At 60.5% G+C, this 15,742-nt stretch carries 11 protein-coding genes and 1 pseudogene; 6 read left to right on the top strand and 6 right to left on the bottom strand.

Translation table 11 applies throughout. From position 1 onward, the window contains the following. Positions 1-68: 68 nt before the first annotated feature. The 5 genes from BLU63_RS17895 to edd all read right to left on the bottom strand — a co-directional run bounded on the left by BLU63_RS17895 (position 69) and on the right by edd (position 6,698). Entirely contained in the window at positions 69-1,328 is a 1,260-nt protein-coding gene (locus BLU63_RS17895) for a D-mannose isomerase (RefSeq protein ID WP_083375894.1), read from the bottom strand. 228 nt (positions 1,329-1,556) lie between these two features. Beyond that, the gene (locus tag BLU63_RS17890) at positions 1,557-3,026 is read right to left on the bottom strand and encodes an ATP-binding protein (RefSeq protein WP_083375893.1); all 1,470 of its coding nucleotides are present in this window, start codon (positions 3,024-3,026) and stop codon (positions 1,557-1,559) included. Next, complete coding sequence (locus BLU63_RS17885; RefSeq protein WP_010457397.1) at positions 3,016-3,747, bottom strand: response regulator; 732 nt, start codon at positions 3,745-3,747, stop codon at positions 3,016-3,018. Before BLU63_RS17885 ends, BLU63_RS17890 begins: the two co-directional genes overlap by 11 nt. A gap of 177 nt (positions 3,748-3,924) precedes the next feature. Next, entirely contained in the window at positions 3,925-4,875 is a 951-nt protein-coding gene (locus BLU63_RS17880; RefSeq protein ID WP_010457399.1) for a glucokinase, read from the bottom strand. After that, entirely contained in the window at positions 4,872-6,698 is a 1,827-nt protein-coding gene (gene edd, locus BLU63_RS17875) for a phosphogluconate dehydratase (RefSeq protein ID WP_010457401.1), read from the bottom strand. Before edd ends, BLU63_RS17880 begins: the two co-directional genes overlap by 4 nt. Positions 6,699-6,918: 220 nt before the next feature. Here edd and gap point away from each other — a divergent pair, with 220 nt between their 5' ends. The 5 genes and pseudogenes from gap (at position 6,919) to BLU63_RS17855 (ending at position 12,321) form a co-directional block, all read left to right on the top strand. Continuing rightward, the gene (gene gap / locus BLU63_RS17870; RefSeq protein WP_010457403.1) at positions 6,919-7,920 is read left to right on the top strand and encodes a type I glyceraldehyde-3-phosphate dehydrogenase; all 1,002 of its coding nucleotides are present in this window, start codon (positions 6,919-6,921) and stop codon (positions 7,918-7,920) included. A gap of 15 nt (positions 7,921-7,935) precedes the next feature. Then, the gene (locus BLU63_RS17865; RefSeq protein WP_077748695.1) at positions 7,936-8,400 is read left to right on the top strand and encodes a methylglyoxal synthase; all 465 of its coding nucleotides are present in this window, start codon (positions 7,936-7,938) and stop codon (positions 8,398-8,400) included. 287 nt (positions 8,401-8,687) lie between these two features. Continuing rightward, positions 8,688-9,968, top strand: a pseudogene (locus tag BLU63_RS33820) (PDC sensor domain-containing protein); the annotation flags it as partial. 102 nt (positions 9,969-10,070) lie between these two features. Next, on the top strand, positions 10,071-10,826 hold the full coding sequence (locus BLU63_RS33815; protein ID WP_370654441.1) for a methyl-accepting chemotaxis protein: 756 nt from the start codon (positions 10,071-10,073) through the stop codon (positions 10,824-10,826). A gap of 163 nt (positions 10,827-10,989) precedes the next feature. After that, positions 10,990-12,321, top strand: a complete 1,332-nt coding sequence (locus tag BLU63_RS17855; RefSeq protein WP_083375892.1) for a CoA transferase — start codon at positions 10,990-10,992, stop codon at positions 12,319-12,321. A gap of 128 nt (positions 12,322-12,449) precedes the next feature. Here the strand turns inward: BLU63_RS17855 and arcD (BLU63_RS17850) are convergent, their stop codons facing one another. After that, on the bottom strand, positions 12,450-13,877 hold the full coding sequence (arcD, locus tag BLU63_RS17850) for an arginine-ornithine antiporter (protein ID WP_083375891.1): 1,428 nt from the start codon (positions 13,875-13,877) through the stop codon (positions 12,450-12,452). A 428-nt stretch (positions 13,878-14,305) separates the two neighbouring features. Here arcD (BLU63_RS17850) and arcD (BLU63_RS17845) point away from each other — a divergent pair, with 428 nt between their 5' ends. Next, entirely contained in the window at positions 14,306-15,733 is a 1,428-nt protein-coding gene (gene arcD, locus BLU63_RS17845) for an arginine-ornithine antiporter (protein ID WP_083375890.1), read from the top strand. The last annotated feature ends 9 nt before the right edge of the window (positions 15,734-15,742 follow it).

Raw genomic sequence — 15,742 nt, 5'->3', positions numbered from 1 at the left:
GCATAGGATTTTAAACAGGAGTTATCCCCTCGCAGGTAACGAAGGGACGCTTGAATGTCACCACATGGTTACACAGGAGCGCTCTGGGACAACTGCCCCAAGGCCGTGGCCATGCTCGGCGCCAGTGGCAGGCGCGGGATCAGGACGGCTTGCCAGGCGTGATACAGATCCGGTTTACCGGCCCAGATATCGGCACTTGGACGGTTTTGCGGGTCGAGCTCATGGTGCCAACTGCCATCGCAGCGGTCGATGAAATGACTGTCACAGAATTCCCAGAACAGCCGGTACCAGGTTTCGTATTGCGTATCCCCAGTGCGTTTAAGCAACGCGCTGGCGGCGGCACTGGCTTCGCAATGGGTCCAGTGCAAGCGATGGCGAACCACCGCGCGATTGTCCCAGTCGAGGGTGTAGACAATCCCGGGCAGCCCGTCGACATCCCAGCCGTGACGGCAGTTGTGATCGAAGAGTTTTTGCGCGTCGGTGGCCAGCCAACCCGGCGTGAGCATGCCGGCTTGCACGCGTGCCGCTTCGAGGTGCAGCAACAGCCGCGCCCATTCGAAACCGTGGCCCGGCGTGGTGCCGTAAGGGCGGAAACCGTCGGCCGGGTTGGCGTGGTTGTACTCGCGCAGCGGCTGCCAATCGCGATCGAAATGCTCGACCACCAGGTAGTCGTTGGCAGCGGCGTGACCATGAATGACGCGCTCGACGATGCGCTGAGCGCGGACCAGCCAGCGGTGGTCGTCGGTGACATCGGCCAGGGCGAGAAAGGCTTCGGTGGCGTGCATGTTGCTGTTGGCGCCGCGGTAGGCTTCTTCTCCGCTCCAGTCGCGCTCGAAGGATTCGCGCATTGCGCCCTCCTCCTCGCTCCAGAAATGCGTGTCGATGATGTTGATCGCATCGTCGAGCAACGCCTGTGCACCGGGGCGCCGGGCGACGACCGCCGAACTGGCCGCGAGGGCCACGAAGGCATGCAGGTAAGCGGCCTTGCAGGTGTTGTCATCGTGATGATGGGCTGCGGCAAACCAGCCGCCGTGTTCGGCATCACGCAACGGGCCGCTGAGCGCCTGGATGCCGTGATCGACCAGCTCGGCAAACCCCGGCAACCCCTGGATGTGCGCCATGGCGAAGCTGTGGGTCATGCGGGCGGTGTTCATGGTTTCGGCGTGGGCATTGGCCGGGAGACGACCCTTTTCATCGAGATTACCGAAGCCTTCGGCAAGCTTTGAAGCCTTGGCAAATGCCAACAGGCGCAAGCCTTCGGCCGCGAGCCATTGCTGATGGGCAGGTGCGTTGAGCCAACTGCTGAATGCAGGTTGGAAGGTGTCCATGGGGTGCCTTTTTTTGTTGTTTTGACTGAGGGCAGTCTAAACAACGGGCGGGGGCGGGCTTGTAACGAAGGGGGCGAGTTATGTCACCGGTTTGTGACATTTAGCTTGAGAGATTTGTTTAATGGTCTGACGCCTTCGCGAGCAGGCTCGCTCCCACATGGGTTCTGCGGTGCACACAAATTCCCTGTGGGAGCGAGCCTGCTCGCGAAGAACGATAACGCGGTCAATCTAGTCAAAACTGCGAGGCAACTGCAACGTCACCCGCAACCCGCCTTCACGCAGGTTTTGCAGGCTGACTTCACCGCCATGGCTATGGGCAATGTTGCGCGCAATCCCCAACCCCAAGCCATATCCCTGCTGCTGCCCGGCCAACCGGAAGTGCGGTTCGAACACCTGCTCCATCCGTTGTTCCGGCACGCCTGGCCCTTCGTCATCGACATGCAGGATGAAGGCGCTCTCGTCGTCATCGATATGCAAATGCGCGTTCTGCCCATACTTCAATGCGTTGTCGATCAGGTTGCCGATGCAGCGCTTGAGCGCCAGCGGTTTGCCCGGGTACGCCGCCAGCGCCCGGCCCTGCTGGGTGACACGACCATTGCCGTTGGGCGCCAGGTACGGTTCCACCAGACAATCGAGCACATGATTCAGATCCACCGGCTCGATGTTTTCGTGAATATCGGTGTCTTTCACGCATTGCAGCGCGCCCTTGACCAGCAATTCCAGCTCATCCAGATCGCGGCCGAACTTGGCTTGCAGCTGTTCGTCTTCAAGCAATTCGACCCGCAGCCTTAACCGGGTAATCGGCGTGCGCAGGTCATGGGAAATTGCGCTGAATAACTGGCTGCGTTCGGTCAGGTAACGGCTGATGCGCTCGCGCATCGCATTGAAAGCGCGGCCCACTTCGACCACTTCACTGCCGCCGCCTTCGGCCACCGGTTCGACTTCGGCACCGAGGGACATGTCCCGCGCCGCCCGCGCCAGGCGTTTGAGCGGACGACTCTGCCAGTGCACCAACAGGCCGATGAACAACAGCAAAAAGCCACTGGTGAGCACAATGAACCAGACCTGCTGCGCCGGCAGGCCCTGTTCTTCAAGGCTGGTGTAGGGCTCGGGCAACAGCGAGGCGATGTACAGCCACTCGCCCGGCGCCATCTGGATTTGCGTGACCAGCACCGGCGGGTTCACCGGCTCCAGCGTCAGCGCGTAATGCGCCCATGAGCGCGGCAACTCATCGAGTTTCAGCCCGCTGTTGAAGATCCGCAGGTCTTCGGGGCTGACGAAGGTCACCGAGATATCCGTGTCTTGGCCGAGGGACTCGCGCAACACCTGATCCACCGCCTTGAGCACGGCTTCCTTGCGCGGAGTGATCGGCAACACTTCCATGCCCAGCGGCTTGTCGTTGAGGGTCACCACGAAACGGGTGCCGCCCATGCTGCGCAATTGGTCGAGCACCAAGGGACGAAACGCCACCGGCAGCGAACGAAAATAACTGACGCTGGCCGTCATCGAATGGGCCAGGCTGCGGGCACTGGTGACCAGGCCTTCAAGTTGGGTGGCACGCAGTTGCGACACCCAGATCACGCTCGACAAGGTCTGCGCGAACAGCACCGCCAACAGGGTCAGCAGCAACATGCGCCCGAGCAGCGAACGCGGCATCGGCACGCGGGCGGCGAGCTTGCGCAACCACTCAGTGGCCATTGCTGGCAACCACATTGGCGGCCAGTTGGTAGCCGCTGCCACGCACGGTACGGATCAATCGCGGCGGTTTTTCGGTATCACGCAGGCGCTGACGCAAACGGCTGACCGCCATGTCGACGATGCGATCCAGCGGCATCAGATCGCGGCCACGGGTGGCGTTGCCGATGGTGTCGCGGTCGAGGATTTCCTGCGGATGATCAAGGAACAGTTTCAGCAGCGCAAAATCGGCGCCGGAGAGAATCACTTCTTCGCCGTCGATGTGGAACAGCCGGTGGCTGACCATGTCCAGCCGCCAGTCGTCGAACGCCAGCACTTCACCGCCGGAACGCTCCTGACCGAACTGCGCGCGGCGCAACAAGGCCTTGATGCGCGCCTGCAATTCACGGGGGCTGAACGGTTTACCGAGGTAGTCGTCGGCGCCCAGTTCCAGGCCAATGACGCGGTCGGCCTCGTCGGAGCTGGCGGTGAGCATGATGATCGGCACCTGCGCCTGACGCGGGTGCTGGCGGATCCAGCGACAAAGGCTGAAACCGTCTTCGTCGGGCAGCATCACGTCGAGGATCACCAGATCGCTCGGCGCTTCGTTCATCGCTTGGCGAAAGCCCGCGCCATCGGGCGTGGTGCGGACCTGGAAACCGGCGCGGGTCAGGTAGGTGTCCAGCAACTCGCGTATCTCTTGATCATCATCGACCAACAAAATCGACTTGTTGACTGAGCTCACGGGGCGGCGTCCTTGTTGTTTGAATTGGGCGGATTATGCCTTAAGCACCGTTTTCACAAACACCACAAAACTACTGTAGGAGTGAGCCTGCTCGCGATTGCGGTTTTACATTCAACGCATTGGTTGACTGATACACCGCTATCGCGAGCAGGCTCACTCCTACAGGTTGATCGCATTTCAGGCCTGATCGAGCGCCACACCCGCACCCATCAACCCGGAATACGGCGCCGTCACCAGCCACACAGGGATGCCTTTGAAGTAATCGCTCATGCAGCCCTTGTCGGCGAAGCAGCGGGCGAAACCGCTTTCGACGAAGAAATCGGCAAACCGCGGAATCACTCCGCCGACGATATACACGCCACCGCGAGCCCCCGTGGTCAGCACGTTGTTGCCGGCGACACGACCGAGCCAGCAGCAGAACTGCTCCAGCACTTCCAGCGCAATCGGGTCACCCGCCAGACCGGCAGCGGTTATCGATTCCGGAGTATCGAGCACCGGCTCATGACCGTCCACCGCACAAATCGCCCGGTAGACCCGCGGCAAACCGCTGCCGCTCAACGCCGTTTCAGCGCTGACATGCCCGATCTCATTGAAGATGTGTTGCCACAGTTGGGTTTCACGCAGACTGCTCAAGGGCAGATCGACGTGACCGCCCTCCCCTGGCAAGGCGGCAAAACGGCCTTCGCCCAGGTCCAGCAAGGTGCCGACACCCAGCCCCGTGCCCGGACCGATCACCACGGCAGGCCGCAGCGGCTCAGGCGTGCCTTCGCAGACCACCCGAAACTCACCAGGCTGCAAACGGGTCATGCCCAGCGCCATCGCCGAAAAATCATTGACCAGCAACAACTGATCGACCTGCAATGCCTTGCAAAAATCTTTGCGACTGAGCCGCCAGTGATTATTGGTGAACTTGAATTCATCACCGCTTACCGGGCCGGCCACCGACAGGCATACCGAGCCGATCGAACCCGGCGCCAGGCCAAGCCCGCCCAGATAGAGGGCAATCGCCTCTTCAGGGCTGGCGTGGTCGGCCGTTGCCAGCACCTGGATCGCTTCCAGTTGCTGGTTTTTCCACAACGCGAAACGTGCGTTGGTCCCACCGATGTCACCGACCAAAGCCAGTTTCAATTAAGCGTCTCCAGGGCAGAAGTAAAGGCGCTGGCGCCCTGCTCTGCGGAGCTGAAGGCCATGCGCATGAAACCAAACAGTTCGCGACCGCTGCCAATGTTGTTGCCCAACAGGCCCTTGGCCGGGGTGCGCGCTGCAAATTCTTCGGCGTCCACCTTAAGCTCCAGGGTGCCTTTGACGCCATCGACGCGGATGATATCGCCCTCTTGCACCCGCGCAAGAGCGCCGCCGACATAAGCTTCGGGACTGACATGAATCGCCGCCGGGATTTTCCCCGACGCGCCGGACATGCGCCCGTCGGTCACCAGCGCGACTTTGAAGCCGCGATCCTGCAGCACGCCGAGGAACGGCGTCATTTTGTGCAGCTCCGGCATGCCATTGGAGCGCGGGCCCTGGAAGCGCATCACCGCGACAAAATCCTTCTCCAGCAAACCGGCCTTGAACGCGTCGGCCAGGTCCTGCTGATCCTGGAACACCATGGCTGGCGCTTCGACGATCTGGTTTTCCAAGGCAACGGCGGAGACTTTCATCACGCCACGTCCGAGGTTGCCTTCCATCACCCGCAAGCCGCCCTCAGGCGAGAACGCACGCGCGACCGGGCGAAGAATGGTTTCGTCGAGGCTTTCGATCGGGCCTTCGCGCCAGACCAGCTCGCCGTTTTCGAGGAACGGCTCCATGGTGTAACGGCTCAAGCCGTGGCCCAACACCGTGTTGACGTTTTCGTGCAGCAGCCCGGCTTCCAGCAGTTCGCGGATCAGGAATGACATGCCGCCCGCCGCCTGGAAATGGTTGATGTCGGCTTTGCCGTTCGGGTAGACGTGGCTCAGGGTCGGCACGACTTCGGAGAGGTCGGCCATGTCCTGCCAGGTCAGTTGAATGCCGGCCGCCATGGCGATGGCGGGCATGTGCAAGGTGTGGTTGGTCGATCCGCCGGTGGCGTGCAGCGCCACGATGGAGTTGACCAGCGAACGCTCGTCGACGATTTCGCCGATCGGCATGAAGTCACCGTTCTGCTTGGTCAGACGCGTCACCTGATGCGCCGCTTCGCGGGTCAGGGCATCGCGCAACGGGGTGTTCGGGTTGACGAACGAGGCGCCCGGCAAGTGCAGGCCCATGACTTCCATCAGCAACTGGTTGGTGTTGGCGGTGCCGTAAAAAGTGCAGGTACCCGGGCTGTGGTAGGACTTCATTTCCGATTCCAGCAGCTCTTCGCGGCTGGCCTTGCCTTCGGCATAACGCTGACGCACATCGGCTTTCTGCTTGTTGGAAATGCCCGAGACCATCGGCCCGCCCGGGACGAAGATCGTCGGCAGATGACCGAAACGCAGTGCGCCCATCATCAGGCCCGGGACGATCTTGTCGCAGATGCCGAGCATCAGCGCGCCATCGAACATGTTGTGGGACAGCGCCACGGCGGTGGACAGCGCGATCACCTCACGGCTCGGCAGGCTCAGCTCCATGCCCGGCTCGCCTTGGGTCACGCCATCGCACATGGCCGGGGTGCCACCGGCGAACTGACCGACGGAGCCGATCTCGCGCAGGGCTTTTTTGATCTGTTCAGGAAAGACTTCGTAAGGCTGATGCGCCGAGAGCATGTCGTTATATGACGAAACAATCGCAATGTTGGCGGAGTTCATCATCCGCAGACTGTGCTTGTCTTCAGTGCCGCAACCGGCCACGCCGTGAGCGAAGTTGGCGCATTGCAGCTTGCCGCGCATCGGACCGTCGCTGGCTGCATCGCGAATAAGCGCAAGGTAAGCCTCACGGGTTGCGCGGCTACGGGCGATAAGCCGTTCGGTGACCTCAAGGACGCGGGGATGCATGTGTAGAACTCCAGGCTAACGGATGTGGCGACCTGATTGTCTATGCTGAGCAAGAGCCGGCGTCGATGGGATGACAGACGGTTTTCTTGATCGGTCGGACCAGTTGATTCAGGTCACTCGTTGTAGATTGAACAAAATATTGCCATTAAAAAGGCTTGTTTTCTATTTTTATGCGAATAATCTTGTAATTCCAACAACAAAACGACGGCGGCCCTGTTAAATGACTCTTCGAATCGCAATCAATGGTTTTGGCCGAATTGGCCGCAACGTCCTGCGCGCACTGTATACCCAAGGCTATCGCCAGGATCTGCAGATCGTTGCCATCAATGACCTTGGCGACAGCGCGATGAACGCTCATCTGCTCAAGTACGACACCGTTCACGGCACGTTCGACGCCGATGTCCAGCACGATCAGGAAAGCCTGACCGTCAACGGTGACCGTATTGCCGTCAGTGCCATTCGCAACCCGGCCGAGTTGCCTTGGGCCGCGGAAAAAATTGATGTGGTGTTCGAGTGCACCGGTCTGTTCACCGACCGTGCCAAAGCCGCCGCGCATATTACGGCCGGCGCGCGCAAAGTGATTATCTCGGCCCCGGCCAAAGGCGCCGACGCCACCGTTGTCTACGGGGTCAACCACGACATTCTGCGCCAATCGCACCAGATCATTTCCAACGCATCGTGCACCACCAACTGCCTGGCCCCGGTGGCGCAGGTGCTGCACCGCGAACTGGGCATCGAAAGCGGTCTGATGACCACGATCCACGCCTACACCAACGACCAGAATCTGACCGACGTCTACCACACGGACCCGTACCGCGCCCGTTCGGCCACCCAGAACATGATCCCGAGCAAGACCGGCGCCGCTGAAGCGGTCGGCCTGGTGCTGCCGGAACTGGCCGGCAAACTGACCGGCATGGCGGTACGTGTTCCGGTGATCAACGTGTCGCTGGTGGACCTGACCGTGCAGCTCAAGCGCGAAGCGTCGGCCGATGAAGTGAATGCACTGCTGAAAGAAGCCAGCCAGCACTCGAAGATTCTCGGCTACAACACCCTGCCGCTGGTCTCCAGCGACTTCAATCACAACCCGCTGTCGTCGATCTTCGACGCCAACCACACCAAGTCCAGCGGCAAGCTGCTCAAGGTACTGGCCTGGTACGACAACGAATGGGGCTTCTCCAACCGCATGCTCGATAACTGCCTGGCGCTGTGCAACGCTGAGTAACGGGGAGCTAAACCGATGATCGGTATCAGCTTCACGCAAAAGACCATGGCGGCGCGCAAGCGTATCGCCCTGGTCGCCCATGACCACTGCAAGGTGTTTTTGCTGGACTGGGCCGAGCGGCAGAAGGACAAGCTTGCGCAACATGAACTGGTCGCCACCGGCACCACCGGGCTGTTGTTGCAACAACGCCTGGAGCTACCGGTGGAAAGCATGATCAGCGGCCCCTTGGGCGGCGACCAGCAACTCGGTGCGCGCATTGCCGAGCAGCGGGTCGACATGCTGGTGTTTTTCTGGGACCCGTTCGAACCGCAACCCCATGACCCGGACATCAAGGCGTTGCTGCGGGTCGCGGCGGTCTGGAACATTCCGGTGGCGTGCAACGAATGCAGCGCCGACTACCTGCTCAGCAGCCCGATGATGGAGCAGGCTCACGCTCACCGCATCCCCGATTACGCGACCTATCTGTTGGGTCGCGCCTGAACCGCTTTCGGATCCATCACTGATCCCTTGAACGGATAATGGACATCATCGTCCGTTCAAGAAGGATCAGGTACGCCAGCCTCAGAATTTCCCCGCGATTTCCCCCGTTTTAAGCCCTGTTTTCGGCAGATTTTTCCGCGCAAACGTTCAACCCCTACCGTTCGTCGGGGCCACCATCATGCATCCTCGTCCCACGCCGATGTGCATTGAATGGCGCTGAATGGACTTGGCGAACCGGGTCGACATCGACCCACAGCCAACACTTCATCCCTTCGCGAGTTCGCCCTATGTTCGACTCTCTCTCTATCCGTCTGAAAATCGTCTTGCTGTCCGGCCTGTGCCTGCTTGGCGTGGTCGCGTTGATCGTTGGTATGAACTTCTACCAGACCAACCAGAACGATGAGCTGGTCAGCGCCTCCAGCCGCAAGATGCTCACCACCAGCGTGCAGGACCTGCTCCAGGCCAAGGCCGCCGAGCAAGCGGTGCGGGTGCAGAAGACATTCGGTGAAAGCCTGTTGGTGGTGACTGCCCTGGCCGATCAGATCAAGGACATGCGCGCCATGGCCGCCAAGCGTTCGCTTGAGGCCGGGGCCCTGCGTGAGGAGTTGAACCAGAGCCTGAAAACCGCGTTTGAGCGCAACAGCAAAGTGCTGGGGATCTGGCTGGCGTTCGAACCCAACGGCCTGGACGGCAAGGACAGCGAGTTCGCCAACGATGCGGCCCGCCAGTCCAACGAATCCGGGCGTTTTGCCAGTTACTGGAGCCGTGCCGGTGGGGCCGGGATCAACACGATCATGGTCGAAGACGACATGACCAAAACCACCCTGAGCCTCAGCGGCACGCCGTACAACAGCTGGTACACCTGCCCTCGCGACAGCAAACGCACCTGCTTGCTGGACCCGTATGCCGACACCGTCGGCGGCAAGGAAATGCTGATGACCACCATTTCCGTCCCGCTGCTGGTGGACGGCAAGTCCATCGGCGTGGTCGGTATCGACATCGCCCTCGACGCCCTGCAAGCGGCCGCAGTCGATTCCCAGCGTGACCTGTTCAACAGCGCCGGGCACATGCTGATTGTCTCCGGCAGCGGTGTATTGGCTGGTTACAGCGTCGATGCGAGCAAGGTCGGCAAAAGCATTGATGCGACCCTCGGCGCTGACGGCAAGGACATCCTGCAACTGCTCAGCGGCGGCACGCCGAAGATTCTCGAACAAGGCGATGTGATTCGTGCGGTGTACCCGGTCAGCCCGATCAGCGACTCCAAAGCCTGGGGCGTGGTGATTGACCTGCCCAAGCAAGTGCTGCTGGCCGATTCGGTCAAGCTGCAAGCGGTGCTCGATGACGCCCAGCAAAGCGGCACGATCAAAGCGGTGCTGGTGGCTGTCGCGGCCGGCCTGGTCGGTCTGTTGCTGATCTGGCTCACCGCGTCCGGCGTGACCCGGCCGATCAACAGCGTCGCCGAGATGCTCAAGGCGATTGCCAGCGGCGACGGCGACCTGACCCAACGCCTGCACTACAGCAAAAAAGATGAACTGGGCGAACTGGTCAGCTGGTTCAACCGCTTCCTCGACAAGCTGCAACCGACCATCGCGCAGATCAAACAAAGCATCACCGACGCTCGTGGCACCGCCGACCAATCCTCGGAAATCGCCCGTCAGACCAGCGAAGGCATGCAGGTGCAGTTCCGCGAAATCGACCAGGTCGCCACAGCGTCAAACGAAATGAGCGCCACCGCCCACGAAGTCGCCAACAGTGCGTCGAACGCGGCCAATGCGGCCAAAGGTGCGGATCAATCGGCGCGCGATGGCATGTCGATCATCGAGCGCAGCACCCGCGACATCAATCAACTGGCCGACGAAGTCAGCAAGGCTGTGACCGAAGTCGAGGCGCTGGCGGTGAACAGCGAGCAGATCGGTTCGGTGCTGGAAGTGATCCGCAGCATTGCCGAACAAACCAACTTGCTCGCCCTCAACGCGGCGATCGAAGCGGCCCGTGCCGGCGAAAGCGGTCGTGGGTTTGCCGTGGTGGCCGACGAAGTGCGCAACCTGGCCAAACGCACCCAGGACTCGGTGGAAGAAATCCGCGTCGTGATCGAGCGCATCCAGACCGGCACACGCGGCGTGGTGGCCACCATGCATTCGAGCCAGACCCAGGCCCACAGCAATGCCGGACAGATCCAGCAAGCGGTCCAGGCCTTGGGCAAAATCAGCGACGCGGTCACCGTGATCAGCGACATGAACCTGCAAATCGCCAGCGCCGCCGAACAGCAAAGCGCGGTGGCCGAAGAGGTCAACCGTAACGTCTCGGCGATCCGCACCGTCACCGAAACCCTGACCGGCCAGGCCACCGAATCGGCGCAGATCAGCAGCCAGCTCAACTCGCTGACCACCCACCAGATGAAATTGATGGATCAGTTCCGGGTGTAACAGCCACAGCCCTGTAGGAGCGAGGCTTGCCCGCGAAGGGAGCGCTGCGGTTTTCAGATAGACCGCATTATCGTTCTTCGCGGGCAAGCCTCGCTCCTACAGGTTTCATCCGCTTCATCACCTGTTTGATCTATGCTCGGGCTCTCGTTCCGGAGGGCCTTCGATGACTGGTTTACTCACGTCCATTCAAGCCGCGCTTGGCTTGCCTCACACGCCAATTCCCTTTACGTCGAGCGGCGCCCTGCCCTCGGCGTTTGCCGTCACTGATCTGGCCTGTGCCAGCATCGCCGCCGCCGGCCAGGCAGTCAGCGAATTACTGCAACAACACACCGGTCGCTTGCCCAGCCTTGAAGTCGACCGCCGCCTGGCCTCTTTCTGGTTCGCCACCTCGATCCGCCCCGAGGGCTGGAGCGTTCCGCCGCTGTGGGACCCGGTGGCCGGTGATTACGCGACCCAGGACGGCTGGATCCGCTTGCACACCAACGCGCCGCATCACCGCGCCGCCGCCGAAAGCGTGCTCGGCACTTGTGCCGACCGTGCGGCGATGGCGAGCAAGGTTGCGCAATGGGCGAAAACCGATCTGGAACAGGCCGTGGTCGATGCCGGCGGCTGCGCCGCCGAGATGCGCAGCTGGGCACAATGGCAGGCGCATCCCCAAGGCTTGGCGGTGAACGCCGAGCCGTTGATTCAGTTCAGCGCCGGCAGCGGTCAACACGCGAAACCCTGGAAAGGTTCTGTGGCGCAACCGTTGGCAGGCATCAAGGTGCTGGACTTGACCCGCGTGTTGGCCGGCCCCGTCGCCAGTCGTTTTCTCGCCGGCCTCGGCGCCGATGTATTGCGCATCGACCCACCGACCTGGAACGAACCCGGCGTGGTGCCCGAAGTCACGCTGGGCAAACGCTGCGCACGGCTGGACCTGCACAACAACGACGATCGAGCGGTGTTCGAAAGCCTGCTCAAGGACGCCGATATCGTGCTCCACGGCTACCGCGCCGACGCACTGGAAAAGTTGGGTTACGGTGTCGCCGAGCGGGAAAAACTGGCGCCGGGCCTGATTGATGTGTGCCTCAACGCCTACGGTTGGAGCGGCCCGTGGCGCAACCGCCGTGGCTTCGACAGCCTGGTACAGATGAGCAGCGGCATTGCCGACGCGGGCTGGCAGTGGAAGAAAGCGGACAAACCGACGCCGCTGCCCGTTCAGGCGCTGGATCATGCGACCGGGTATTTGATGGCGGCTGCGGCGATCACGTTATTGGGACGGGGTGGGTCGGCCAGGTTGTCGTTGGCGCGAACGGCGAAATTGTTGATTGAAAACGGTGCCGGGACGGATGAGGCGCTGCGAGCTGAAGATGAAAATGATCAGGGGATGTTGATCGAGCAAACGCCTTGGGGGCCGGCACATCGGCTTCATGTGCCTTTGAAAATCACCGGCACACCGTTGCAGTGGACACTTCCGGCTTCGGAATTGGGTGCCCATCGCGCGCAGTGGTGGTGACTGTCAGATAGCTATCGCGAGCAGGCTCGCTCCCACATTGGATCTGCGTCGAACACAAAACCTGTGGGAGCGAGCTTGCTAGCGATGGGGCCAGAACACTCAATACAAAACCGGTGCCAGCCGCCACCTCACAACGACAGCAACCCGCTGTACAACCCATACGCCGCCAGCCCCGCCCCGCTGATGACGCAGGTAAAAATCCCTTTCTCGATATGGGTAAACAGCGGCTCGCCTTGCTCTCGCTTGGCCTTGGCAAACAAGATCACTCCCGGCGCATACAGCAACGCCGACAGCAGCAGATATTTCACCCCGCCCGCATACAACAACCACACTGCGTAACCCAGGGCGATGCCGCCGATCATCAGGTCCTTGGTCCGCTCGGCCGACGCGTGCTCGTAGGTTTCGCCGCGTCCGCTCAACAGCACCGCATACGCCGCCGACCACAGATACGGCACCAGGATCATCGACGACGCGAGGTAGATCAGGCTGGTGTAAGTGCCTGCCGAAAACAGCGTGATCAGCAGAAAAATCTGGATCATCACGTTGGTCAGCCACAGCGCATTGACCGGTACATGGTTGGCGTTTTCCTTGGTCAGAAAGGCCGGCATGGTCTTGTCTTTAGCCGTGGCGAAAAGGATTTCGGCGCAAAGCAGCGCCCAGGACAACAATGCACCCAACAGCGAAATCGCCAGGCCGATGCTGATCAGCAGCGCCCCCCAAGGACCGACAATGTGCTCCAGCACCGCCGCCAGTGACGGGTTTTGCAGGGTGGCCAATTCCGGCTGGCTCATGATCCCCAGGGATAACACGTTCACCAGCACCAATAACGCCAACACGCCGAGAAAACCGATCACCGTTGCCCGGCCGACGTCCGAGCGTTTCTCCGCCCTGGCCGAGTACACACTGGCGCCTTCAATGCCAATGAACACGAACACGGTGACCAGCATCATGTTGCGCACCTGCTCCATGACACCGCCGAAATTCGGGTTGCTGCGTCCCCAGATATCGCGGGTGAAGACGTCCGCCTTGAAGGCCACGGCGGCGATGACGATGAACATGATCAGCGGCACGATCTTGGCCACGGTGGTCAGCTGGTTGATGAACGTCGCCTCCTTGATCCCGCGCAGCACCAGAAAATGCACGGCCCACAGCAGCACCGAGGCGCAACCGATGGCGATCGGCGTGTTGCCCTGGCCAAACACCGGAAAGAAATAACCGAGGGTGCTGAATAGCAACACGAAATAACCGACGTTGCCCAGCCAGGCGCTGATCCAGTAACCCCAGGCGGATGAAAACCCCATGTAATCGCCGAACCCGGCCTTGGCGTAGGCGTACACCCCGGAATCCAGTTCGGGTTTGCGATTGGCCAGGGTCTGGAACACGAAGGCCAGGGTCAGCATGCCGACCGCAGTGATCGCCCAACCAATCAATATCGCCCCGGCATCGGCACGCGCCGCCATGTTTTGCGGCAAGGAAAAAATCCCGCCGCCGATCATCGATCCGACGACCAGGGCGATCAGCGCACTGAGGCGAAGCTTTTGCGTCGTTTGCACCATCTTGCGTCCCTTTTTTACGGCATGGCCATTGAGGCATAACTTTAACTAAATGGATAACGGGTTTAAGCGTTTATTAACTAACGGAAAATAACGCCTTCTATTTATAGCCGATAATTCTATGGGATCGGTGTGTAACAGTTTTGTATGTCAATTTTGATAAATCCCTTCCACACCGAAAACAGATGACAAAATTGGCAGAAAGCCAAAACCGGACTAAGGTCAAAATTCAAAAGTGCTATGCATCATTCACGCCTGAACTGGCCGAAGCCTCTGGAAAGGGCTTTTCCAGCGATATCCTTATGCCCGTAAAAGTTTCATAAGTCTTTCATTAACAATGGAATGTGTCGATGTACTGATCTATGTCAGATGTCTGAATAGCTAACAGCATTAATCTGCTGTCTCTTTTCTCCTGCATTGGAGGTCATGCAATGTCTGAATCCCCCGGTAAACTGAAACTCGGCGCACTTGTGGCGCTGGTTGTCGGCTCAATGATTGGTGGCGGGATCTTCTCTTTACCGCAAAACATGGCCGCCAGTGCCGATGTCGGTGCCGTGCTGATCGGTTGGGCGATTACCGCGGTCGGCATGCTGACCCTGGCCTTCGTGTTCCAGACCCTCGCCAACCGCAAGCCTGACCTGGACGGCGGTGTCTACGCCTACGCCAAGGCCGGTTTCGGCGACTACATGGGTTTCTCGTCTGCCTGGGGTTACTGGATCAGTGCGTGGCTGGGCAACGTCGGTTATTTCGTGTTGCTGTTCAGCACCCTCGGCTATTTCTTCCCGATCTTCGGCGAAGGCAACACCGTCGCTGCGGTGATCGGCGCGTCGGTGCTGCTCTGGGGCGTGCATTTCCTCGTGTTGCGCGGGATCAAGGAAGCGGCGTTCATCAACCTGGTGACCACCGTCGCCAAGGTCGTGCCACTGGTGCTGTTTGTGCTGATCGCGATTTTCGCCTTCAAACTGGACATCTTCACCGCCGACATCTGGGGCCTGAAAAACCCGGACCTGGGCAGTGTGATGAACCAGGTGCGCAACATGATGCTGGTCACCGTGTGGGTGTTCATCGGCATTGAAGGCGCGAGCATTTTCTCGGCCCGGGCAGAAAAACGCAGCGACGTCGGCAAGGCCACCGTGATCGGTTTTATCACCGTGTTGCTGTTTCTGGTGCTGGTGAACGTGCTGTCGCTGGGCATCATGACCCAACCGGAACTGGCCAAACTGCAGAACCCGTCGATGGCCGCGGTGCTGGAACACGTCGTCGGTCCATGGGGCGCCGTGCTGATCAGCGTCGGCCTGATCATCTCGCTGCTCGGGGCGCTGCTGTCGTGGGTGCTGTTGTGTGCGGAGATCATGTTTGCCGCCGCCAAGGACCACACCATGCCGGCGTTCCTGCGCAAGGAAAACGCCAAACAGGTGCCGGTCAACGCCTTGTGGCTGACCAACGCAATGGTGCAGCTGTTCCTGGTCATCACCCTGTTTTCGGCCAGCACTTACCTGTCGCTGATCTACCTGGCCACCTCGATGATTCTGGTGCCGTATCTGTGGTCCGCGGCTTATGCCCTGCTGCTGGCGGTGCGTGGCGAGAGCTATGAAAACGCTGCGGCTGAACGTCGCAAAGACCTGTTCATCGGTGCCGTCGCGTTGATTTACGCGGTCTGGCTGATCTATGCCGGCGGCGTCAAATACCTGCTGCTCTCTGCCCTGCTCTATGCCCCCGGCGCGATCCTGTTCGCCAAGGCCAAGATGGAGCTCAACAAACCGGTTTTCACCAACGTCGAGAAGCTGATTTTCGCCGCTGTTGTCGCTGGCGCCCTGGTGGCGGCCTACGGCCTGTATGACGGCTTCCTGACCCTGTAACACTCGACT

This window comes from Pseudomonas mandelii (assembly GCF_900106065.1).
In the GTDB taxonomy this organism is placed as follows: Bacteria; Pseudomonadota; Gammaproteobacteria; order Pseudomonadales; family Pseudomonadaceae; genus Aquipseudomonas; species Aquipseudomonas mandelii.
The sequence above is the reverse complement of the archived record's forward strand: the minus strand, read 5'-3'. Positions and strand labels throughout refer to the sequence as shown.

Coding starts and splice junctions, on each gene's coding strand:
- edd (WP_010457401.1), bottom strand. CDS start 6,698: ATGCATCCCCGCGTCCTTGAGGTCACCGAACGGCTTATCGCCCGTAGC.
- BLU63_RS17895 (WP_083375894.1), bottom strand. CDS start 1,328: ATGGACACCTTCCAACCTGCATTCAGCAGTTGGCTCAACGCACCTGCC.
- BLU63_RS17865 (WP_077748695.1), top strand. CDS start 7,936: ATGATCGGTATCAGCTTCACGCAAAAGACCATGGCGGCGCGCAAGCGT.
- BLU63_RS33815 (WP_370654441.1), top strand. CDS start 10,071: ATGCAGGTGCAGTTCCGCGAAATCGACCAGGTCGCCACAGCGTCAAAC.
- arcD (WP_083375891.1), bottom strand. CDS start 13,877: ATGGTGCAAACGACGCAAAAGCTTCGCCTCAGTGCGCTGATCGCCCTG.
- arcD (WP_083375890.1), top strand. CDS start 14,306: ATGTCTGAATCCCCCGGTAAACTGAAACTCGGCGCACTTGTGGCGCTG.
- BLU63_RS17890 (WP_083375893.1), bottom strand. CDS start 3,026: ATGGCCACTGAGTGGTTGCGCAAGCTCGCCGCCCGCGTGCCGATGCCG.
- gap (WP_010457403.1), top strand. CDS start 6,919: ATGACTCTTCGAATCGCAATCAATGGTTTTGGCCGAATTGGCCGCAAC.
- BLU63_RS17855 (WP_083375892.1), top strand. CDS start 10,990: ATGACTGGTTTACTCACGTCCATTCAAGCCGCGCTTGGCTTGCCTCAC.